16 protein-coding genes are annotated in these 21,878 nt (G+C 41.8%); 4 read left to right on the top strand and 12 right to left on the bottom strand.

What is annotated here, in order from left to right:
- Positions 1-27: 27 nt before the first annotated feature.
- The 7 genes from BM176_RS26435 to BM176_RS26405 all read right to left on the bottom strand — a co-directional run bounded on the left by BM176_RS26435 (position 28) and on the right by BM176_RS26405 (position 11,722).
- Complete coding sequence (locus BM176_RS26435) at positions 28-1,470, bottom strand: TolC family protein (RefSeq protein ID WP_177230554.1); 1,443 nt, start codon at positions 1,468-1,470, stop codon at positions 28-30.
- Positions 1,471-1,640: 170 nt separating this feature from the next.
- Positions 1,641-2,303: an ABC transporter ATP-binding protein gene (locus tag BM176_RS26430; RefSeq protein ID WP_090107407.1), complete on the bottom strand. Its 663-nt coding sequence runs from the start codon at positions 2,301-2,303 to the stop codon at positions 1,641-1,643.
- Positions 2,304-2,476: 173 nt separating this feature from the next.
- Positions 2,477-4,867 carry an ABC transporter permease gene (locus BM176_RS26425; protein ID WP_090107406.1) on the bottom strand — a complete coding sequence of 797 codons (2,391 nt, stop codon included), beginning with the start codon at positions 4,865-4,867 and terminating at the stop codon, positions 2,477-2,479.
- 10 nt (positions 4,868-4,877) lie between these two features.
- Positions 4,878-7,280, bottom strand: a complete 2,403-nt coding sequence (locus BM176_RS26420; protein WP_090107405.1) for an ABC transporter permease — start codon at positions 7,278-7,280, stop codon at positions 4,878-4,880.
- 7 nt (positions 7,281-7,287) lie between these two features.
- Positions 7,288-9,651, bottom strand: coding sequence for an ABC transporter permease (locus BM176_RS26415; protein WP_090107404.1), 2,364 nt, complete (start codon positions 9,649-9,651; stop codon positions 7,288-7,290).
- Between the two features lie 35 nt (positions 9,652-9,686).
- Positions 9,687-10,376, bottom strand: coding sequence for an ABC transporter ATP-binding protein (locus BM176_RS26410; protein ID WP_090107403.1), 690 nt, complete (start codon positions 10,374-10,376; stop codon positions 9,687-9,689).
- A 98-nt stretch (positions 10,377-10,474) separates the two neighbouring features.
- Positions 10,475-11,722, bottom strand: a complete 1,248-nt coding sequence (locus tag BM176_RS26405) for an efflux RND transporter periplasmic adaptor subunit (protein WP_090107402.1) — start codon at positions 11,720-11,722, stop codon at positions 10,475-10,477.
- Between the two features lie 288 nt (positions 11,723-12,010).
- Here BM176_RS26405 and BM176_RS26400 point away from each other — a divergent pair, with 288 nt between their 5' ends.
- The 4 genes from BM176_RS26400 (at position 12,011) to BM176_RS26385 (ending at position 17,301) form a co-directional block, all read left to right on the top strand.
- On the top strand, positions 12,011-13,360 hold the full coding sequence (locus BM176_RS26400) for a sigma-54-dependent transcriptional regulator (RefSeq protein WP_090107401.1): 1,350 nt from the start codon (positions 12,011-12,013) through the stop codon (positions 13,358-13,360).
- A gap of 7 nt (positions 13,361-13,367) precedes the next feature.
- The gene (locus tag BM176_RS26395) at positions 13,368-14,705 is read left to right on the top strand and encodes a sensor histidine kinase (protein ID WP_090107400.1); all 1,338 of its coding nucleotides are present in this window, start codon (positions 13,368-13,370) and stop codon (positions 14,703-14,705) included.
- Between the two features lie 116 nt (positions 14,706-14,821).
- On the top strand, positions 14,822-16,420 hold the full coding sequence (nadB, locus tag BM176_RS26390; RefSeq protein ID WP_090107399.1) for an L-aspartate oxidase: 1,599 nt from the start codon (positions 14,822-14,824) through the stop codon (positions 16,418-16,420).
- Between the two features lie 14 nt (positions 16,421-16,434).
- Positions 16,435-17,301, top strand: coding sequence for a lysophospholipid acyltransferase family protein (locus BM176_RS26385; RefSeq protein ID WP_090107398.1), 867 nt, complete (start codon positions 16,435-16,437; stop codon positions 17,299-17,301).
- 110 nt (positions 17,302-17,411) lie between these two features.
- Here the strand turns inward: BM176_RS26385 and BM176_RS26380 are convergent, their stop codons facing one another.
- From BM176_RS26380 to tsaB, 5 genes are all read right to left on the bottom strand, one after another.
- Entirely contained in the window at positions 17,412-17,906 is a 495-nt protein-coding gene (locus tag BM176_RS26380) for a BON domain-containing protein (protein ID WP_090107397.1), read from the bottom strand.
- A gap of 93 nt (positions 17,907-17,999) precedes the next feature.
- Entirely contained in the window at positions 18,000-18,809 is an 810-nt protein-coding gene (locus tag BM176_RS26375) for an SDR family oxidoreductase (protein ID WP_090107396.1), read from the bottom strand.
- Between the two features lie 102 nt (positions 18,810-18,911).
- Positions 18,912-20,315 (bottom strand): MBL fold metallo-hydrolase, encoded by a 1,404-nt coding sequence (locus tag BM176_RS26370; protein ID WP_090107395.1) that lies wholly within the window; start codon positions 20,313-20,315, stop codon positions 18,912-18,914.
- Positions 20,316-20,610: 295 nt separating this feature from the next.
- Entirely contained in the window at positions 20,611-20,970 is a 360-nt protein-coding gene (locus tag BM176_RS26365) for an ArsR/SmtB family transcription factor (protein WP_012788619.1), read from the bottom strand.
- A 230-nt stretch (positions 20,971-21,200) separates the two neighbouring features.
- Positions 21,201-21,878 carry a tRNA (adenosine(37)-N6)-threonylcarbamoyltransferase complex dimerization subunit type 1 TsaB gene (tsaB, locus tag BM176_RS26360; protein ID WP_090107394.1) on the bottom strand — a complete coding sequence of 226 codons (678 nt, stop codon included), beginning with the start codon at positions 21,876-21,878 and terminating at the stop codon, positions 21,201-21,203.

Below are 21,878 nucleotides of genomic sequence, written 5' to 3'. Positions count from 1 at the left end.
GGTTAATTTCAAAAGGGAGGGAGTGGCTTACAGTGTGATCTTCTGATCCCTGTAAAACTCCAGCAACTTCATTTTAAATATATAATCGTATTGGGCTGATACCTTATCAATTTGCGCCTTAAACAGGTTACTCTGAGTCGTAATATAATCAATAGTATTCATCAATCCCAGGTCAAAACGTTTGGTGGCAAAATCATACGCTTTCTGTGAAGCTGTTACCCCTTTTGATGAGGCGGCAAACTTCTGGATAGCAGCTACAGCATTCGCGTGGGCAGTATAAATGTCCTGTCTTAGTTTCTGATTATCCTTATCACGTGTCAATTGCTGGGTAGTAATATTCAGTTTCGCTTTCTGCACATTTGTGCGGGCCTGCCAACCGTTGAGAATAGGGATAGTCAATGATAATCCTACTGACTGCCGGAAGTTATTATTTAACTGATCTCCCAGAGGAATTGTTTTATATCCCTTTACGTCCACAGGGGTTGTTACCGAATAAGTGATTCCATTTACTACCACACTTCCTACCGGCACTATAAGTTGCCCTGTTACGAAGTCATTTTTTGCAGTATTGGAGTAACTCGTATTCAGATTACCGGATGCCGTCAGTTTGGGATATAGCTGCCCTTTGGAAGAGACATAAGAGCGTTCCATTGATTTTATCAACAGTTCATCTGCTTTGATCAGGGGATTAGTGCTTAATGCTGCATTAAATACCATTTCAGGGTCTACCTGGTCCAGTTGCGGCAAAGGAATATCTGCAATCTTTTCAGGAATCTCTGGTATATATGGTACTTCAAATCCGAGATTCAACAAGGCCTTCATTTGTAAAGTAGACAGTATCACCTGGTTTTGGGCATTGATCAGTGTCACACTGTCGCTGGCCAGTTTTGATTCAAGGTCTGCCTGGTTACTTTCAGGAACAGAACCGGCAATTACCAGCTTTTTAGTGTTTTCCAGTTGGGAGGTGGTTAGTTTCACCTGAAGCTCACTGATATGTACCTGTTCATTATTCAGCAGAATCTGCAGAAAGGCACTGGCGACATTAAACGCCACATCATTCCTGGCCTTTTCCAACAGGCGGTCTTGTGCCTGTGACTGGTATTTATTGGATGCAATCAGATTCCTCTGGGAAAACCAGTTGAAGATTGTAGCCCCAGCGGTAACACCCGTACTGGCATTAAAATAATTCTGGGTGATGATACTATTGGTGTAAGGATCAATGTTACGACCGGAGCCATAAGTTCCGTCAGCGCCCAAATTGAGGGTTGGGACCTGAGATAACTGGCTCTGTTTGAATGTGAGGGCGGCCAAACGTTTTTGTACATCCTGTTGCTTAATATCTATATTATTAGCCAATGCGTAATCTACAGAACGTTGCAGGCTCCAAGTATCCTGTGCCTTTACAGTAATTACGTTAGCAAACAATAAATAAATGGCCAGTACAAACCCTGGCATCTTGGATAATTTCATGGCGTTCCAAAAATATAATAATTGTGATGATAACATAAATATTTTCTTTAAGAAAAGAGAAAAATAACATCTGGCATATGGTATTGGCTTTTATTTTTGAGGTTTGATCTCTACGGATAGCCCGTATTGATCAAACCTCAAACTTAAATCATCAAAACCGGAAATAGAAATTATGCGATTTTCCCGTCCCGAATTTGTATGATTCTGTGGCCGTAAGTTGCGTTTAGTTCGGAATGTGTTACCTGGATAATGGTGATCTTATCCTTCTCATTCAAATGTTTGAAAAGTTCCATGATCTCCCTTGCCTGGTCAGAATGCAGGTTACCCGTAGGTTCATCTGCTAATATTACACGAGGTTCAGCCACAATAGCACGGGCAATACCTACCAGTTGCTGTTGCCCGCCAGATAACTGATTTGGGAACAGATCTTTTTTAGCAACAATATTAAACCTATCTAGTACGTCCGCTACACGGCTTTTACGTTCAGATGCTGATAGTTTTTTATACAACAGCGGTGTTTCTATATTCTCATACACGGTTAGTTCATCTATCAGGTGATACGCCTGAAATACAAATCCGATGGTTCCTCTGTGCAACTGCGTGCGTCTTTTCTCATTCATCTTATATACAGACTCGCCTTCAAAAAGGTAATCTCCCTGGGAAGGTTCTTCCAGCAAACCCAGGAGATTTAATAGTGTTGACTTACCCGAGCCTGAAGGTCCCATTATAGACACAAACTCACCTTCAAATATTGTAAGGTCGATATCCTTTAATATTTCATTTTTCCCAAATCCTACCGGATAATGCTTTGAAATGTGCTTGAGTTGTATCATTTGTTATGCTGTTTTTTTAAAGATAGTTCCGGGATTCCCCATGCTATCTTAAAATATGTAAATTTTATATTTGTTAGTCCCAAATTTCGTAACTTAAAAGTGTGGGCTGGTAGATACCAGCCCCAGTATCATCTTTCACTTGTCATTTTAAAACGTAACGATTTATTATAGAATTATTCTGATTTCAATGATCTCACCGGATTGATGAATGCAGCTTTTACTGTTTGAAGACTCACCGTTATGATAGCAATGATAACAGCTACCGCTCCCGCCAATACGAATACCCACCATTCAATGCTGATCCGGTATGCAAAATCCTGCAACCAGTGATACATAACATACCAGGCCAACGGTGTTGCTATCAGTAATGCAACAATTACAAGTGTCAGAAAGTCTTTGGATAAAAGGAAAAGGATGTTGCTGACAGAAGCGCCCAGGATTTTACGGATCCCTATCTCCTTTGTACGTTGTACTACGATGTAGGAAATCAGTCCCAACAAACCCAGAGTGGCCAGTATAATAGCCAGTACCACTGCGGTAAGTACCAGGCGGCCAAAACGGTATTCTCCCCTGTATTCCTTATCAAAAGCCTCATCCAGGAAATAAGAATTAAACGGTGTATTGGGAGCATATTCACGATATACCTTTTCTAATCCTGCCATCGTTTTTGTAAGATCTCCGGCACTTACATTAACCGATAACTTCGAGAATGCTCCCGGTTCAATCCTCATTGTCAATGGTGACACTTCCTTTTTCAATGAATGATAATTGAAGTTCTGAATTACACCAATGATCTTTCCCTCACGCCCCCACTGAGAATAACGCTTTCCGATAATATCCTCCGGCTTACTGTATCCCATGGAAGATACCACTGACTCATTCACCAGCATAGCCTGCGTACTGTCAGAAGCCATATCCGAAGAGAAACCACGTCCTGCCAATATTTTTAACTGGTACTGTTTTACAAAGTCAAAGTCTACAAAATACAGATTGATATTACTGGCTTGCATATCACCGCTCTTTGTTTCCAGATTGGAATAAGCAGAATTTTCAAATCCCCCTGGAACCGCAGAAGAAAAGGCAGCACTTTTCACACCCGGTTGCTGAGATATTTGTTGCTTAATGGCCATAAATTTATCCTTTATGTTCTCCACTCTTTCGAAATCAATCACCATTACCTGATCTTTTTTAAAACCAAGTTTATGATTCTGCAAATAGGAAAGCTGATTGTAGATAATGATGACGCCGGCTATTAAGAAAATAGTGATCACAAACTGAAAAACGACCAGCCCACTTCTTAACAACAGTCCTTTGGTACTACTGTGAAAGGCACCCTTTAAGACTACAACAGGTTTGTAAGAGGATAATACAGCTGCCGGATAAATTCCCGCCACTAACCCCACACCGATTGCAATAACAAGGAACCATAACACATCCGTATTCTTAAAAATATTATGTGCTATTTCTTTTCCTGCCAGCACATTGAATGCCGGTAATAACAGCTGACACAGAATGAGAGACAAAACAAATGCAATCAGACTAAGCACAACCGTTTCGTACAGAAACTGGATTTTCAGCTGTGTATCATATGCACCTACGGCTTTTCTCACACCTACTTCCCTTGCCCTTTCAGTAGCTCTTGCTGTAGCAAGGTTTACAAAATTGATCATGGCTATCAGCAATATAAAAGCAGCGATGATTGAAAAGATGTACGTATTTGTGGTACTTCCTTTTACAGGAGCAGGTCTTTTAGATTTCATGTATACGTCCTTCAACGCTTCCAGGTGTAGGGTGTAAAACATTTTTTGCGTTTTCATCCTGGTGCCGATATGACTTTCCATAAACGCGGACAATTTCTTTTCCAGCTTTGCAGCATCATACCCGGCAGGCAGCAATACGTAGGTGTGCATACCAAAATTGCCCCAATTATTGTCCAACCCATTCTTAAGTCCTATTGTAGCCGTAGTCATGGAGAAAATCATATTAAAAGGCAGGTGGGAATTCTCAGGAACATCCTTTATAATACCCGTTACTTTAACGGTATATTTGTTTCCCTCTATCTGTAATGCCTGACCTAAGGGATCTGCATTTCCAAAGTATTTACGGGCTGCAGATTCAGTGAGCACAACACTAAATGGTTCTTTTAATGCAGTTGCTTCATTTCCACGGATCAGCGGAAAACTGAATACTTTAAAAAAAGTTGAATCAGCAGATATTACATTTGCCTCCTCGAATGCATTCCCATCTTTCTGCACCAGCATAGTCATTGGGTCTACTCTCACCATGTTCAGCACTTCCGGAAAATCAGTTTTCATATTCGGCCCCATAGGACCTGATGTGATCTCTCCTTCAATCAGTTCCGTAGGCGTTTTCACATCCGTTACAACCCGGTAAATCTGGGGCCCACGTTTATGAAACGTATCATAACTCTGTTCAAAACGCACATACATGAATATCAGGAAACAACAGGTCATCCCAATTGTTAACCCCAGAATATTCAGGGTAGAATAAAACTTTTGTTTCCTGATATTACGCCATGTAACCTTGAAATAATTTTTGAACATTGAGTAGGTTTTATTCTGTTTTAAGAGAACGTACAGGGTTCATTAGTGCAGCCTTTACCGATTGAAAACTAATGGTAAGCAATGCAATGAAAATAGAAATAATGCCTGCCATTAATAACATCCACCATTCCACATTAATGCGGTTAGCAAAATTCTCCAGCCATTTATTCATAACAAACCAGGCCAGCGGAGTAGCCAGTATAATAGCCACTCCAATCAGTTTCATAAAGTCTTTGGATAACAGGGTGGTAATCCCCAGTACAGAAGCTCCCAGCACTTTACGGATGCCTATCTCCTTCATACGCTGACGTGATATCAGGATAGATAATCCAAACAATCCCATACAGGCAATAAAAATAGATAACAGGGAAAAGACACCAAATAACTTAGCCACTCTTCCGGCTTCCACATACTGTTTAGCCAGATCATCTGCTACAAAAGAAGTCTCAAAAGGATAAGCAGGAACAATCCCTTTCCAGATCTTTTCCAGTTCTGCCATTTGTTTTGGTACATCTCCTGCATTCAACCGGATATTGAGAACTAGAACATTTTGTGGCGCGATAAAACAAATAGCAGGAGACACCGGTTCCAATAAAGTCTGATAATTAAAATCCTTCACTACACCAATGATCTCTCCTTTGCGGACTGTTCCTCCAGGCTCCCATTTTATCACAGTGCCTATCGGGTCTTTTAAACCCATAGCTCTTACAAAAGCCTGGTTAACAATAAAAGTATTGTTGCTGTCTGTAGACAAAGCGGGAGAGAAATCCCGTCCTTTCGACAGCTTAATGTCCATTGTTTTTAACAGATCAAAGTCTCCTGTAATAATACTGGTAGTAACAGATTTATCATCTGTATCTCCATCCTTTACTACCGGGTTCATAGAGTTGGTAAGCCCCATGGCTATATTCGACAGCGTAGCACTTTTTACATAATGCGACCGGAGTATTTCTGCTTTTAATACAGTCGCTACTTTCCTGCTTTCATTGTATTTCAGATAAACATTCAGCAAACGTTCCTTATCAAATCCAAGATCTTTGTGCTGCCAGTAACGGAGCTGGGATTCTGTTACAATAGTAGCAATGATCAATACAACCGTTACAAAGAACTGCGCGATCACTAATCCCTTACGCATCCATACCCTGCTACCGGAAGATTTAAAGTTTCCTTTCAGCACTGCTATTGGTAGAAATCCTGACAAATAAAATGCAGGATAACTGCCCGCTATTACACCTACCAGCAAAGACACTAATAGTAATCCTCCCAGCATGGGCAACTGTTGCCAACCAAACAGGTGCAGACTTTTATCTGCAAATGCATTGAAGAATGGCAGTATCAAAAATGACAGCAATACAGCAATTATAAAAGACAATATACTTAACAATATAGATTCTGACAGGAACTGCGCAATCAGCGTTTTACGCGCCCCACCCATTACTTTCCGTAACCCTACTTCCAAGGCCCTTTCATTTGCCCTTGCAGTAACCAGGTTCATAAAATTGAAACAGGCTATCAATAGTATAAACGCAGCGATGATCATGTAGAAATAAATGAGCCTTGATGCAGCACTCACATCTTTATCTCCCCTCTGGCGTAAATGCGTATGTAACAAAGGTTGCAACTCATATTCAAATCCTAAGCCCAGGCTTTTTGCAATTTTGTCGATGTGCCGGGTCCGTAGCTTTACCAGTTCCCTGTTGGCTCTTGCAATACTGGCATGTTCGTTCAACTGCACATAGGTAGTTGTATTTGAAAAGAAAAACCAACTATCCTCTTCCAGGTTATTTCCATCCGCAGCTGCCATTTGTTTATAAGTAGCAAAAGAGATGATGACATCATGTTTTACATCAGAATTCAACAGCATGTCCTGCGCTACACCAGTTATCTGGCAATCAAACTTGGTACCCACCCGCATTACTTTTCCTACCGGTTCTTCTGATCCAAAATATTTCTTAGCAATCTTTTCTGTGATCACCATTGTATAAGGTGCTTTCAAAACTTTAGCAGGGTTACCTTCCTTCAAAGGGAAACTGAACATTTTGAAATAGTCCTCATCTGCATACACAACATCTTCTGTAATTTGTTTATCCTTATAGGAAAGCAGTGTCTGTCCCTCCTGCTGGATGCGCACCGCCCTTTTAACATCTACCAGTTCTGCTTTCAAAGCAGGTGCTGCTGCAAACTGTGTCATAGGAATACGGTTGGCCTCATTATCCTTTATGATAGCACTGTTTAACCGGTAAATGCTATTCGCATTTACATGGAAGGTATCATAACTGCGTTCATCTTTTACAAACAGGATAATCAGTATACAACAGGCCATACCAATTGATAACCCTGCGATATTAATCGCCGTGATTACTTTCTGTTGCCGCAGGTGACGGATTGCTATTTTCAAATAATGTTTCAGCATATAGGATCTATTCTGATTTGAGTGATTTTACCGGGTTCACTATTGCAGCTTTAACCGCCTGGAAGCTAACAGTGAATAATGCTATTATTACAGCTATACTACCTGCCAATACAAATACCTTCCAGTCAATACCCACCCGGTAAGCATAATCTTCCAGCCATTTATGCATAACCAACCAGGCAATAGGAATAGATAACAGGATTGCAATGAATACAGTTTTCAGAAAATCTGAAGACAGCAGTGTTACTATATTTGTAACAGAAGCTCCCAGTACTTTACGAATGCCTATCTCCTTCACTCTTTGTGCCGTAGCAAAAGTGGCCAGTCCGAAAAGTCCGAGGCAACTGATAAAGATGGCAATAAAGGCAAAGTAGTTAAACAAACGACCGGTACGCTGGTCTGTACGATATATTTTGTCCAGTTCTGCATCCATGAAAGAATATTCAAAAGGATGGTTCCCGTTATAACGTGCATATATTTTTGCGGCAGCAGCTATTGCCTTCTGGGCATCTTTACCACTGGTTTTTATATACATCCTGTATCCCGTTGGTACATGGGTAGCCCCTCCATAATAAAATACCAGCGGCGCAATTTTTTCATGCAGTGATGCAAAGTGAAAATCCTTTACCACACCAATAATAATCCCCTCATTCCCCCATAACTTGAACCGTTTACCAACTGCATCCTTCATTCCCATTATCTTCGCAGCCGTTTCATTAACGATATAATGTCCTGAATCCGCTTTAGAATCAGTAAAATTAGCCCCACTGGCCAGCTTGAAATTCATGACTTCGAGAAATGCCATGTCACTACCTATTGCATGGACTACCATAGATTGATCATCTGTTTTTCCATCCCAATAAGTATCCCCTGTACTACTGCTTATCTCCAGCAAATCCTGAGTGGCGCCGGCAACCCCATGTACACCCGGCATAGCAGCTATCTCCGGCCTCAAACTGGCAAAATGCGGTTCCCCATTTCCCAGATTAAACTGGAATATATTCTCCTTATCATAACCTAATGCTTTCGATCTGATATATTGCAACTGCTGACCAACGATCAGTGTACTGATGATCAATACTGTGGCAATCACAAATTGCAATACCACCAGCGCCTTACGGAAAGAGATATTACTTCCGCCCAGCGTAATGCGACCTTTTAATGTTTTTAAAGGATCAAAAGATGATAACAGTATTGCGGGATAAATCCCTGCTACCAGCAGTGTCAGTAACATAGCCCCCCCAATAGCTATGATCATCTGCATATTATTTATACTTAGAGAAAGCTGTTTGTTAGTAAGATCATTGTAGAATGGAATAACCAACAGCATAATCAATAGCGCCAATGCTAATGCTATTAAAAACACCAGTGCAGATTCCCATAAGAACTGCAGGAATAACTGGCGGCGGGCTGCCCCTACCATCTTCCTGATACCTATTTCACCTGCACGTTGTATAGCTCTTGCAGTGGAAAGATTTACATAATTTACACAAGCGATAAGCAGTATTACAATAGCTATGATCAGAAAAATGCGAACTATTTTAATACCAGCTTCGCTCTGATCAAGATTATATAAATGCACATTATATAAAGGCTGTACATTATATTTAACGTTCGCATCAGGTTTACTTTCAGGGCGTAATAATGCAAGCTGTTGCGAAACTTTGGCAGGTTCGGTATTGGGAGCTAACTGAAGATAGGTATCATAATAAAAATCCCCCCAGTCTTCATCCAGGGACTTCCAGTTATCTCCTACCCCGAAATTCTTTCTAAGAATATCAAAAGGGAAAAGGAAATCATATCGAATACTTGAATTCAGTGGGAAATCTTCCATTACACCACTGACAGTGTAATTGTCTTTCTGGTTAGCCTGGATCATTTTACCCACAGCGTCTTCAGTACCAAAATATCTTTTAGCTGCGCTGCGGGTAATTACAATAGATTGATTATTTGAAAACAGGTTTCCCTTCAATAATCGGAAACTGAACATCGAGAAAAAGGTAGGATCTACATAGGCACCTTTAATATTGTAAAAATCTTTGTTGCCATAAGTAAACTGGGATATCTGCCATACTTCACTTATTCTTACTGCACTCTCTACTCCTGCAATCCTTTTTACAGAAACAGGTGCAATAGGACCTGGCATCGCACCCCATGTTTGTACATCATTGCCCGATTTGAATGTAACACTCAGCTTGTATATACTTTTCCCATTCTTATGAAACCTGTCAAAACTCAATTCATCCTGTACCCAGATCAGTAATAAGATTCCAACCGCAAGACCGAGTGCCAGTCCTCCTATATTAATCCCGCTATACAGTTTATGACGTTTGATGTTACGCCAGCCGATACGCAAATAATTACTGATCATGGTTATTCATTTTAAATTGACAAGTAAATACACATCTAAATATGGAACTGCTCCTTGATATTTTCAGTTACCACTCTACCATCAAACAGATTGATGATGCGATGAGCAAATCCGGCATCGTAAGGGCTATGCGTTACCATAATCATGGTGGTACCCGCTTCATTCAGCTCCTGCAACAGCTTCATTACTTCTTCCCCATTAGTAGAGTCCAGATTACCTGTAGGCTCATCCGCCAAAATCATTTTAGGCTTGGCCACCACCGCACGGGCAATCGCCACACGCTGCTGCTGACCACCGGAAAGTTGTTGAGGGAAGTGATTACGGCGATGCATGATATTCATACGTTCCAGCACGGCTTCTACCTTTGTTTTGCGTTCACTGGCAGGCACCTTAAGATATAACAGTGGTAACTCAACATTCTCGAACACGGTCAGTTCATCTATCAGGTTAAAGCTCTGGAATACAAATCCGATAGATCCCTTACGCAATTGCGCACGCTGGCGCTCACTCATCCGGGCTACTTCATGCTCCCAGAAATGGTATTCTCCCCCGCTTGGATTATCCAGCAATCCCAGGATATTTAGTAAGGTAGACTTTCCACAACCGGATGGTCCCATGATAGCTACAAACTCTCCATCTTTCACTTCCATGTTAATGCCATTCAGTGCAGAAGTTTCAATTTCTTCTGTGGTAAATATTTTTTGCAGATTTACGGTGCGTATCATTAATTTAAGTTTAAGATTAAATGCAGATTTATCAGGGTGGCCTCCGCTCACCTTCGTCCGCAGACGAAGGATGGGCGAGGACTAAAACAACTGTACGTTTAAAATACTAAAACTTCTTTGTCTCCGAAATTCTCATAAGAAGACGTGATCACCTGCTCACCCTCCTGTAACCCTTCCAGTACTTCAAAGAACTGCGGGTTCTTTTGTCCCAGGGAAATGGTACGTTTCACTGCACGCTTGCCACCCTTGTCCACTACGTATACCCAATTACCACCGGTGTCCGAGAAGAAACCTCCCACAGGAAGCAATACGGCTGCAGAAGATTTACCCAATTCAAGGCGGATAGGAGAAGACTGACCACGGCGTATACCATCAGGTGTTTCCGTTTCAAATTTCAGATCAACATTGAAACGACCATTCTTTACCTCAGGATATACCTTAATAATAACTAATCCATAATTCTTATTGTTGAACTCAAAAGAAGCCTTCAGTCCTGCAAAAACACGGGATATATAATGTTCATCCACTTCAGCACGCATTTTAAAACCATTCAGGTCGTCTATCTGCCCAATGTTCTGCCCAGCAGTAATACTTCCCCCAACTTCAGCGTCAACAGAAGAGAGCTGACCATCTATAGGAGCTCTTAAAACAAGGTTGTTCAGGTTATCCTTCATCATCTGAAGGTTGCGTTGCGTGCGGGCAATTGTTGACTCTAGCCGTTCTATCTGGATCTTCGCATTTTCTTCCTGAAAACGCTGGCTCTCTATTTCGATCTGTTTCTGTTTAACCAGCCGCTCGTAATCAATTTTGTTCTTGTTAAACTCCTGGCGGGATACAATCTTTTCATCTACCAGTTGTTTTGTACGGTCATACAGGTCTTTCGCCTGCTCTATCTGGTAATCCAGAGTGGCTACTGTAGCCTGCATGGTATATTTATTCTGTTTCAGTGACTGCCTGGTGTTCTGCAATTCATTGATCAGGCGGTAGATTTCCGTTTCGTGGTTCACGAAGTCCATCATCAGGTTCTGATTTTCCAGTCGCAGAATGCTGTCTCCTTTCTTTACATTACTTCCCCCTTCCAGGTATTTCTGGCTTACATAACCACCCACAATAGCATCCAGCCGGATGGTTTTCAGAGGGAGTACAACCGCAGTTACTGCTATATACTGATCAAAGGTTCCCTTTGTAACAGTAGAGATTGTGATCTTATCTTTCTCCACATTCAGCTTGGAACGATGGTCTGCAAATATGAGATTGTAGGCAAGTAGTATCACTACTATTGCACCACCACCAATCAGTGATATCCGCTTTTTAGACCAATACTTTTTTTCTATTTTCTTGTCCATAGGTTATAATACTAACTTTGCTTCTGTGGTTAGGCAACCTGTATGCCAAAGCACGAAAACCGCTACTGTAAACGAATTGCAGGTATTACCCCCAGTTTAAATCGTCCTGAACCGCACACCGCACGTCCATTTCCGGACACTTTCCAGAAGCCGGAATATCCTTCCGGATAAAACCGAAATCTTTTTATAATATTGCCTGTGGCCGTATTCACCACCGGCAGGTATCTCTTCCATTTGTCGGGAACGTTGTTTGCGGATGTCTTTACAAATTATATATAAGAAGTTATTATGACCACAACACTGCCTGGAAAAATTCTGATTGTAGATGATGATATGGATGTGCTCCGTGCCGCCCGGCTATTATTAAAAAGGCATTTCGGGCAAGTGGACTTTGAGCGCAATCCGCAAAAGATCCCATATCTCGTATCGAACTTTGAATATGACGTGATCCTGCTGGACATGAATTTTACCCGTGATCTTAGCAGTGGTAAAGAAGGTTTTGAATGGCTGGACCGCATTCTGGATCTTCAGCCCACAGCAGCTGTAGTCATGTTTACCGCATATGGAGATGTTGAAATGGCAGTGCGTGCTATCAAAGCTGGCGCGGCAGACTTTGTTCTAAAACCCTGGGAAAATGAAAAGCTGCTGGCTACAATGCAGGCCGCTTACAACAAAAAGAACAGGAACCAGGAAAAAATAGCGCCTACCCCCACATCACAAACATCCTCTTCAATTATAGGCAGCAGCCCCGGTATGCTACAGGTATTGGATACCGCACAACGGGTAGCTGCTACAGATGCCAATATCCTGATCCTGGGAGAGAATGGTACCGGCAAGGATATGCTGGCACGCCATATTCATCAGCTATCACATCGCACGGCCCAACCTTTTGTAAGTGTAGACCTTGGAGCTATCAGCGAAACACTTTTTGAAAGTGAATTATTCGGGCATGTAAAGGGCGCGTTTACAGATGCCCGTGACGACCGCAGTGGCCGTTTTGAAGAAGCTTCTGGTGGGAGCATTTTCCTTGATGAGATTGGGAACATCTCCCTGCCCTTTCAGGCAAAACTGCTCACCGTATTGCAAAACAGAGCAGTGACCCGGGTAGGGAGCAACAAAGCCATTCCCCTGGATGTACGCCTGATCTGTGCAACCAACCGTAATGTGGAACAGATGGCTGCACAACACCAGTTCCGGCAAGATTTGCTCTATCGTATTAACACTATAGAAATACATCTCCCTGCGCTTCGCGAACGTGTAGAAGATATCATTCCGCTAGCGGAACATTTCCTCCAATTGTACCGCGAGCGATACAAACGTTCCGCTATCAGCCTTCACGAATCACTGGTACAACAGCTACAACAGTATGAATGGCCGGGCAATATCCGGGAACTGCAGCATGCCATGGAAAGAGCCGTGATCCTTTCGCAGGGAAAAGTACTGATGCCTAAAGATGTATTCTTAAAATCACCCGCACAGGATCAGCAGTTGAATACCGGTTATAACCTGGAAGAAATGGAACGTAATATCATTACCCAGGCCATGAAAAAGGTGAATGGCAACATCACAGAAGCCGCTAAAGAACTGGGCCTTAGCAGAGCCGCACTATACAGAAGACTGGAAAAATACAATATCTAGCCCCATCATGAACAGATTCAGTATTACTATTTTCCTTCGTATCATATTGCTGACTGCTACTACCATAGCAGGTGTATGGGTATGGTATAAACTGGGTACGCTTTCCGGGCTGGTTATTGTCATACTGATGTGCCTCCAGATCTATGGCATGTATTATTACATCAACAGGGTGAACCGCAAACTCACGCTGTTTCTTGAATCTATCCGTTATGAAGATTTTTCCATCCGTTTCAGTGCAGATAACAAAATGGGAAAAAGTTTCCAGGCATTGAACCACCAGTTCAATGAAGTGCTGGAAGCCTTTCGTCAAACGCGTGCAGAAAAGGAAGCGAATCTGAAATACATCGACACCATTGTTCAGCATATCAGCATTGGTGTGTTGTCATTTGATACAGAAGGAAGAATAGAACTGATTAACCCCGCAGCTTTTCGTTTATTAGGTATTTACCGCCTGCGCAATATTTCGGAACTCAAAAATGTACATCCAGGCTTACCTGAGTTATTGCTACAAGTACATTCAGGGAATAAGATTTTATACCGCACTCACCAGGAGCAACAACTGTCGATCCATGCAGCTACAGTAAGACTGCAGGGACGACTGGTGAAGCTGTTGTCTATTCAGAACATCCATGCAGAATTACAGGAAAAAGAACTGGAGGCATGGCAGAACCTGACAAAAATACTACGGCATGAGATCATGAACTCAGTTACGCCGATCGTGTCTCTTATTAGTACCATGCAGGATATTGTGGAGCAGGATATCTTACCGGAAACGCAGCAGCAGGAAGCCATCACAGACTTACGGGAAGCATTGGAAACTATCAAGAGCCGCAGTAAAGGCATCATGAATTTTGTGAATGCCTACCGGGACTATACCACACTTCCAAAACCCCAGTTCACAAATATTAACATTAAAGAACTGATCACGGGTGTTAGCCAGTTATTACTTCCTGAAATGAAACAGGCAGGCATCTATTATCATTATCAGGTAGAATCCGTTAGTACAGAAATCCATGTTGATGTAGCTCAGTTGCAAATGGTGCTGATCAATCTTATTAAAAATGCAATGGATGCATTGGAACAGGTGCAACAACCTGCCATTGGCGTAACCGTCAGCCTGAGTAATAACAGTCAGGTAAGCATAGAGATCACAGATAATGGTCCGGGCATCGATACAGACGCAATGGACAAGATCTTTATCCCTTTCTATACAACCAAGAAAAAGGGCAGTGGAATCGGCCTTAGCCTTTCACAACAAATTATCCAGTTACATGGAGGACAACTCAAAGTAAGTCATACGAACAATAATGGTACTACCTTCCATATATTACTCCCGGTAGTGTGACTTATATCCTGGAGCAATAGAAACTATGCACCTGGTATTTACAGATCCGGGTAGGCTATGCCCCTCGAAACATAAGAACAAATTAAAACGTACATTTGGTTCTTGCTAAAGTAACTATGCAACAGACAGACTTCTTAGTGATTGGTTCGGGTATTGCGGGCCTAACATATGCCTTAAAGGTGGCAGCAGAGTGCCCTGATAAAAAAATTACAATTATTACCAAAACCCGCGAAGACGAAACCAATACGAAATATGCTCAGGGTGGTGTAGCCGTGGTGAACGACCTGGAGAATGACAGCTTTGAAAAACATATTGATGATACCCTCATTGCCGGCGATGGTCTTTGCAATAAACAAATTGTTGAGATAGTTGTAAAGGAAGGCCCGGAACGCGTAAATGAGATTATTGAATGGGGAGCCAACTTTGATAAGAATGATACCGGCACCTTTTCCCTTGGTCGTGAAGGCGGACATTCTGAGTTTAGGGTTATCCACTATAAAGATGTTACGGGAAAGGAAATTGAACGCGCTTTGCTGGATGCTATTCACAAAAACCCGAATATAGAACTGATTACCCATTGCTTTGTAGTAGATCTTATTACACAGCATCACCTGGGTTATCTGATCACTAAATCAACACCGGATATTGAATGCTACGGCGTATACGTCCTAAACCTTCTCACCAATAAGATCGAAAAGATCCTGAGTCGCATTACATTAGTTGCTACTGGTGGCAATGGACAGGTATACCGCAGTACTACCAATCCTCCAATCGCAACAGGCGATGGGGTAGCAATGGTATACCGTGCAAAGGGCCGGATTGAGAACATGGAATTTATCCAGTTCCATCCTACTGCTTTATATCAACCCGGTGTAAATAATGCCTTCCTGATTACTGAAGCGGTGCGTGGCGATGGAGGCATTTTGCGAAATATTCATGGAGAAGAGTTTATGCACAAGTATGATGCACGACTCTCTCTTGCTCCCCGTGATATTGTTGCCCGCGCGATAGACAGTGAAATGAAGATAGACGGTACAGAATTTGTGTATCTCGATTGCCGGCATATGGATATGGAAAAGTTTGTACACCACTTTCCAAACATCTATGAGAAATGTCTTTCTGCAGGTATTGATGTAAAGAAAGATATGATCCCCGTATCACCAGCAGCACACTATAGTTGTGGTGGTATTAAAGTAAATGAATGGGGACGTACTTCTATCAACAATCTGTATGCATGTGGAGAATGTTCAAGTACTGGACTGCATGGTGCAAACCGACTGGCCTCCAATTCGCTGCTGGAAGCAATGGTATTTGCTCACCGCTGTTATATAGATGCCGTTAAAAGGATTGCTTCCATTCCATTAAAGAATGATGTACCAGACTGGAATGCGGCCGGTACTACTGCACCCAAGGAGATGATCCTGATTACACAAAGCTTGAAAGAGCTGAAACAGATCATGAGCGACTACCTGGGTATTGTACGCACAAACGAACGTTTGCAACGTGCTATACGCAGACTGGATATCTTGCATGAAGAAACAGAAGCGCTATACGAAAGAACAGAAGTTTCACCTCAGCTTTGTGAATTGCGTAATCTCATTACAGTTGGTTATCTGATAGTGAAGAGCGCCTCCTTCCGTAAAGAAAGCCGTGGTTTACATTTTAATACTGATTATCCGCAGAAGAGCGCATTGGTACAGAATATTGTGTTATAGAAATCGTAGCTGACATGTATTATTTTTTGCTGGCATTCACATATGGAATTTCCATATTGCCATTATGGTTGTTATACTTCATCAGTGACGGATTATATCTGATCATTTACTACGTCGTGGGCTATCGTAAAAAGGTAGTGTTCGAAAACCTGCGGCAGGCTTTCCCCGATAAAACAAACAAGGAGATCACACTGCTCGCTAAAAAGTACTACCTGAATCTGACGGATATGATGGTAGAAACACTCAAGCTGTTAACCATCCGCCCCAAAGAACTGGAACGTCGTTTTATCTGTGATCTTACTGTATTACATGAACTCTATGCAAAAGGCAAAAGCTGCCAACTGCATCTGGGCCATAATTTTAACTGGGAATGGGCAAACCAGTTTTGTATGCAGGGTGTTCAGTTTCCTTTCCTGGTAGTATATATGCCGCTTACTAATAAAGCTGCAGACAGGCTCTTTCGCCATTTCCGTGAAAGGTCCGGAAGTATTCTCCTTCCGGCGAATGATATTAAGGAGAGTATACAGCCCTGGCTGAGCAAACAATATCTCATTGCGCTGGTAGCAGATCAGAATCCTGGAAATCCCCGTCGTTGTTATTGGTATCCCTTTTTGAACAAAATGACGGCTTTTTATAAGGGACCTGAAATGACCGCAAAAAGAAATGATATCCCTGTAGTATTTGCAGACATCCGCAAAACGAAACGTGGTTATTATCATGCTACACTCAAACTCGCTTTCGAAGAACCCCTGCAGGCACCTGATGGTGCTATCACAGAAGCATTTGTGCAATTCCTGGAGAAGAATATCCGTGAACAACCGGAAGTATGGGTTTGGAGCCACCGAAGATGGAAACATGAATATAAAGCATCAACTAAATAGACAACACATTTAAACTAGTTATTAATGTTTACAGCACTGATAACTAGTTTAAATAACGACTCCGCCTACAGATTAACCGCAGACGGAGTAGCTTTTAGATAATGCATTCTTTATTTCACAGTCAGTTTATTGTTCACTTTCTTAGCTTTAGCATCTTCTGCAGTTTTCACGATCTTCTTTACATCTGCTTTCTTTGCATTTCCTTCAAGTGTAACTTCTCCATTGTTAACAGCGACAGTAATCTCTGCATAACCATCTGCTTTATAAGCAGAGTCTAATGTGTTCTTCAGCATATCGTCAGGGCTCAGTGCTGCTGCTGGCGGTGGAGTAGGTGTTGGAACAGCTGCCTGTACCATCACATTGTTAGTTACAGATTTTACTCCGCTCACACTCTTTACAGATTCTTCGGCAGATGTTTTTGCAGCATCATCACTTACCTCTCCGCTTAATGTTACTACACCACTACTTACTTCGCCGGTGATACCTGGAGTACTGGCAAGTTTTTCATTTACCCCTTGTTGAATTGTACTGTCGCTTGGTTGACAGGAAAATAGGCTTACCGCTGTGAATAATAAGCCTGCCATCAATAAATATCTGTTTCTCATGGTTAAAAGTTTAATTGAGTTTTACAAATAACATGCTAGAATAGAAAATTGTTTTAACATAATTAATTGCTAATCAATTAAAACAGATAAATATCAACCATTATCCGCAAATCCTGGATACAACGTCATTCCTCCATCAATGAATAATGTTATACCAGTTACATAGTCGCTTTCGTCACTGGCCAGCCATACTGCCGCCTTTGCAACATCTTCAGCTTCTCCTATCCTTTCATATGGAATCAGTTCCAGCAATTTCTTTTCATCTTCAGGTGTATCCCACGCATCTTTATTGATTCGGGTTTTGATAGCTCCTGGAGCCAGACTATTTACTCTTATTTTAAGTGGTGCCAGTTCCTGCGCCATGGATTGCATCAACAGTTTTACACCACCTTTACTTGCAGCGTAATTAACATGGCCGGCCCAGGGGATAACTTCATGTACACTGCTCATACAAATGATCTTGCCAGCAGCTTTTGACCGTTCCCGTTTTACACCCCGGCGTTTAAACTCTTTTGCCGCCTCCCTTGCACACAGAAATTGCCCTGTAAGATTAGTACTAATTACGGCATTCCATTGTTCCAATGTCATTTCAAGAAATGGGGCATCTTGTTGAATACCTGCATTGGTTACTACAATATCTATTGTTCCAAAACGGGCAAGAATTTCCGCAAACATCTCTTTCACTTCTCGTTCTATACTGATATTACATTGGAAAACTATACCACCACTACCTGCCGATTTAATCTTTACAAGTACCTCTTCCGCACTTTTTCGACTTTTATCACTATGATAATTCACAATTACCGTGGCCCCTGCCTCCCCCAATGCGATGGCAATGCCTGCGCCTATACCACTGCTGCTTCCGGTAACAAGTGCTATTTGCCCTTCCAGTTGTTTTCCCATAGAAATCTTTACTGGTAAAGTTCAAAAAGCATACCTGTGGAACAGAAAAAGGAGAAAAGCTTTGCGGCCTTTCTCCTTCACATTTTTATATCTTTCTGAAAACTAGTTCAGCACATTCTTTTCCTGCATAATCTCCAATCCCTTTGTACTCTTCATGCTGTTATACCCACCCTCTACATTACGGAGGTTATGAATCCCTTCTCTTTTCAGTATAGAACAGGCAATGATACTGCGGTATCCACCCTGGCAATGTACATACAGGTTATGATTGTCATCAAAATCTGCCATGGTACCAGGATCTACCATATCACTCAGAGTAAGATTGATTGCGTCTTTAATATGTCCGTCTGCATATTCTGCCTGTTTACGCACATCCAGTATGATCAGATTTGGATCATGAGGAATATCCATTGCCAGTTCATCGGGTTCTACAGTAATAATCATATCCAGTTTTTCTCCAGCGGCTATCCAGGCCTCATAACCACCCTTCAGGTAACCATCCACATGATCAAACCCAACGCGGGCCAGGCGAACAATCGTTTCTTCTTCTTTACCAGCTTCTGTTACCAGCAGGATATTTTCATCAAATGGCAATAAGCTGCCTGCCCATTCAGCAAAACGACCTTCCAGTCCAATACTAATGGAGCTGGGTACAAAACCTTCGGCAAAGGTCGCTGCGGGACGGGTGTCAAGCACAAGCATTCCTTCTTTGATCTTCTGCTTAAAATCTGCAACAGACAGTGGTACATTGCTTTTCTCCATGACGGCTTTCAATGTGTCATACCCTTCCTTGTTTATCTTAGCGTTGATTGGGAAATAAGAAGGAGGGGTAGAGAGTCCGTCTGTTACTTCTTTGATAAATTGATTTTTATCGGTAGCGAGCAAGGCATAGTTAGTACTCTTTTCATCTGCCAGGGTACTGGATGTATTAGGACCCAGGTTCTTACCACAGGAGGAACCGGGACCATGCGCCGGATATACTGTTACGTTATCCGGTAATGTTTTTATCTTATTATTTAGAGAATCGAATAGCATAGCAGCCAGTTCTTCTTTGGTATGGTTACCGCTGAAAAGGTCCGGGCGACCAACATCTCCTACAAAGAGAGTATCTCCGGTAAACAGACTGGAGGCTACCCCATTCTCATCATACAATAAATAGCAGGTAGACTCCATAGTATGACCTGGTGTATGCAATACTTCAAGTGTCAGTTTACCTATAGAGAATTTCTCAGCATCTTTTGCCAGGTAGATCGGAAAATTGGTAACGGCTTCCGGTCCGAAAACAATAGGAGCTTTTGTGGCTGCAGCAAGGTCGAGATGGCCTGATACAAAATCTGCATGAAAGTGTGTTTCGAAAATATACTTAATGGTAGCATTCCGTTCTTTAGCCAGGTCAAGGTAAGCTTCGATATCCCGTAGGGGATCTATCACGACAGCTTCACCTTCAGACTCTATAAAGTAGGCAGCTTCTGATAAGCAATTCGTATAAAGTTGCTTGACGAACATCGGTTTTTGATTTCGGACAAATTTACAACTTTATAAGTGGAGGAATGTATGAGAGAAGTCATAATATGATATGTCTTTTAACACCATTTTAGCATGGGCATACCATCATTTTACCTGTTATTATATATAACGGGAATTACGCAGGTAATAAAATACTACTCATTTGAGTAATATAATTCACTTCAATTGTAACCTTGGTACGTCAAAATTAGAGCCTAACTAAAAGTTTAAATGCGACTCTCAGTTAGGCCCGAATATTTTTTGTACTCTGTTGACGAGTCAACTAAAACCAGATTTAGCCTACCAGCTCTTCTACAAATTTGGCAACTTCAGCTATACGTTGTTTGTTGATTGTATAGTGAATGAATTTGCCATCTCTCTCTGTAATCACAATGCCGGCACGACGCAGGATAGCCAGGTGCTGTGAGGCAACAGACTGCTCCAGGCGAAGCTTAACGTAGATTTCAGTAACTGTCATTTTTTTGTGATCTTCCAGCAACTTAATCATCTGCTGGCGCAGCTTATGGTTTATTGCACGCAATACCATCGCAGCCTTCTTAACAGCAATGTAATCCAATTTAATTTGGTCTTTTTCATTGGTACCTCTAGAAATAATAAGAGTATTAGAAGAGGTAGTTAATAATGTTTTTTCCATCGCATAATAGTTTTTAAAGTAATGATGAAATGAAAGGGATCAACGGACAGTAAACCCACACATTGTTAGAAAACAATAACCGGGTATCGATTTATACAAAAATATAATATTAGTCGTAATAAAAAAAACTTCTATACCTTATTTTTTAATATATAGATGGTCATTACTTGCCAATTAAACATAATTTGACAGTTCTGTGACACAACTAAGAAAAAGATACCGGAAAATGGCTATTTTTTGTTATTGAAATGGAAGGGTTTGAGGTAAAAAGGACTAAAATATGCTACATCAACGAACTCCTGACGGCTAAAAGCAGCATTAGAAAGTGCTGACAAATGAGCGGCACTTATTTTATAAGGTACAAACAAAGCATTATGATGATTTGGCAAAAGCTGCTGCCATTTTTCACTACCATCTCCAAAAAAGTAAGTTTTATGCTGATTAAGCTGCTCCCTAAATGCATCAGGTGTAAGGATAAGAGCTTCTGGCGGGATAATAGTTGACAGATCTCCCTTATATAGGGCGGTATATACTTCCATACGACGGGCATCCAGCATGGGGCAATAAAACGCGGTTGTATCCTGCAACTGCTGTTGCATTCCCTGAGCCATCATCTGTAAAGTAGAAACAGCTATCAATGGCTTGCCCCAGGCATAACATAATCCTTTGGCAGTAGCTACTCCCACCCGCAAACCAGTGTAAGACCCCGGCCCGGCGCTTACGGCCACAGCATCCAGTTGTGCAGAGGTGATCTTCTGGGTTTTCATTATTTCCTGAACGAAAAGGATCATGGTTGCGGCATGATCCCGCTGCTGGTCATTTACCAGTGTTTGTAAAGGCTTTCCGTCCTTTGAAAGGCAAACAGAACCTGTTGCTGTAGCAGTATCTATATTGAGTATTAAAGACAA

It is taken from the genome of Chitinophaga sp. CF118 (assembly GCF_900112615.1).
In the GTDB taxonomy this organism is placed as follows: domain Bacteria; phylum Bacteroidota; class Bacteroidia; order Chitinophagales; family Chitinophagaceae; genus Chitinophaga.
This window is presented reverse-complemented; position numbering and strand designations above follow the sequence as displayed.

What these genes read in the sequence shown, in the direction of transcription:
- nadB (WP_090107399.1), top strand. Translation starts at nt 14,822, where the DNA reads ATGCAACAGACAGACTTCTTAGTGATTGGTTCGGGTATTGCGGGCCTA.
- BM176_RS26395 (WP_090107400.1), top strand. Translation starts at nt 13,368, where the DNA reads ATGAACAGATTCAGTATTACTATTTTCCTTCGTATCATATTGCTGACT.
- BM176_RS26370 (WP_090107395.1), bottom strand. Translation starts at nt 20,315, where the DNA reads ATGTTCGTCAAGCAACTTTATACGAATTGCTTATCAGAAGCTGCCTAC.
- BM176_RS26400 (WP_090107401.1), top strand. Translation starts at nt 12,011, where the DNA reads ATGACCACAACACTGCCTGGAAAAATTCTGATTGTAGATGATGATATG.
- BM176_RS26430 (WP_090107407.1), bottom strand. Translation starts at nt 2,303, where the DNA reads ATGATACAACTCAAGCACATTTCAAAGCATTATCCGGTAGGATTTGGG.
- BM176_RS26435 (WP_177230554.1), bottom strand. Translation starts at nt 1,470, where the DNA reads ATGAAATTATCCAAGATGCCAGGGTTTGTACTGGCCATTTATTTATTG.
- BM176_RS26420 (WP_090107405.1), bottom strand. Translation starts at nt 7,280, where the DNA reads ATGCTGAAACATTATTTGAAAATAGCAATCCGTCACCTGCGGCAACAG.
- BM176_RS26365 (WP_012788619.1), bottom strand. Translation starts at nt 20,970, where the DNA reads ATGGAAAAAACATTATTAACTACCTCTTCTAATACTCTTATTATTTCT.
- BM176_RS26380 (WP_090107397.1), bottom strand. Translation starts at nt 17,906, where the DNA reads ATGAGAAACAGATATTTATTGATGGCAGGCTTATTATTCACAGCGGTA.
- BM176_RS26415 (WP_090107404.1), bottom strand. Translation starts at nt 9,651, where the DNA reads ATGATCAGTAATTATTTGCGTATCGGCTGGCGTAACATCAAACGTCAT.
- BM176_RS26375 (WP_090107396.1), bottom strand. Translation starts at nt 18,809, where the DNA reads ATGGGAAAACAACTGGAAGGGCAAATAGCACTTGTTACCGGAAGCAGC.
- BM176_RS26385 (WP_090107398.1), top strand. Translation starts at nt 16,435, where the DNA reads ATGTATTATTTTTTGCTGGCATTCACATATGGAATTTCCATATTGCCA.
- BM176_RS26405 (WP_090107402.1), bottom strand. Translation starts at nt 11,722, where the DNA reads ATGGACAAGAAAATAGAAAAAAAGTATTGGTCTAAAAAGCGGATATCA.
- BM176_RS26410 (WP_090107403.1), bottom strand. Translation starts at nt 10,376, where the DNA reads ATGATACGCACCGTAAATCTGCAAAAAATATTTACCACAGAAGAAATT.
- BM176_RS26425 (WP_090107406.1), bottom strand. Translation starts at nt 4,867, where the DNA reads ATGTTCAAAAATTATTTCAAGGTTACATGGCGTAATATCAGGAAACAA.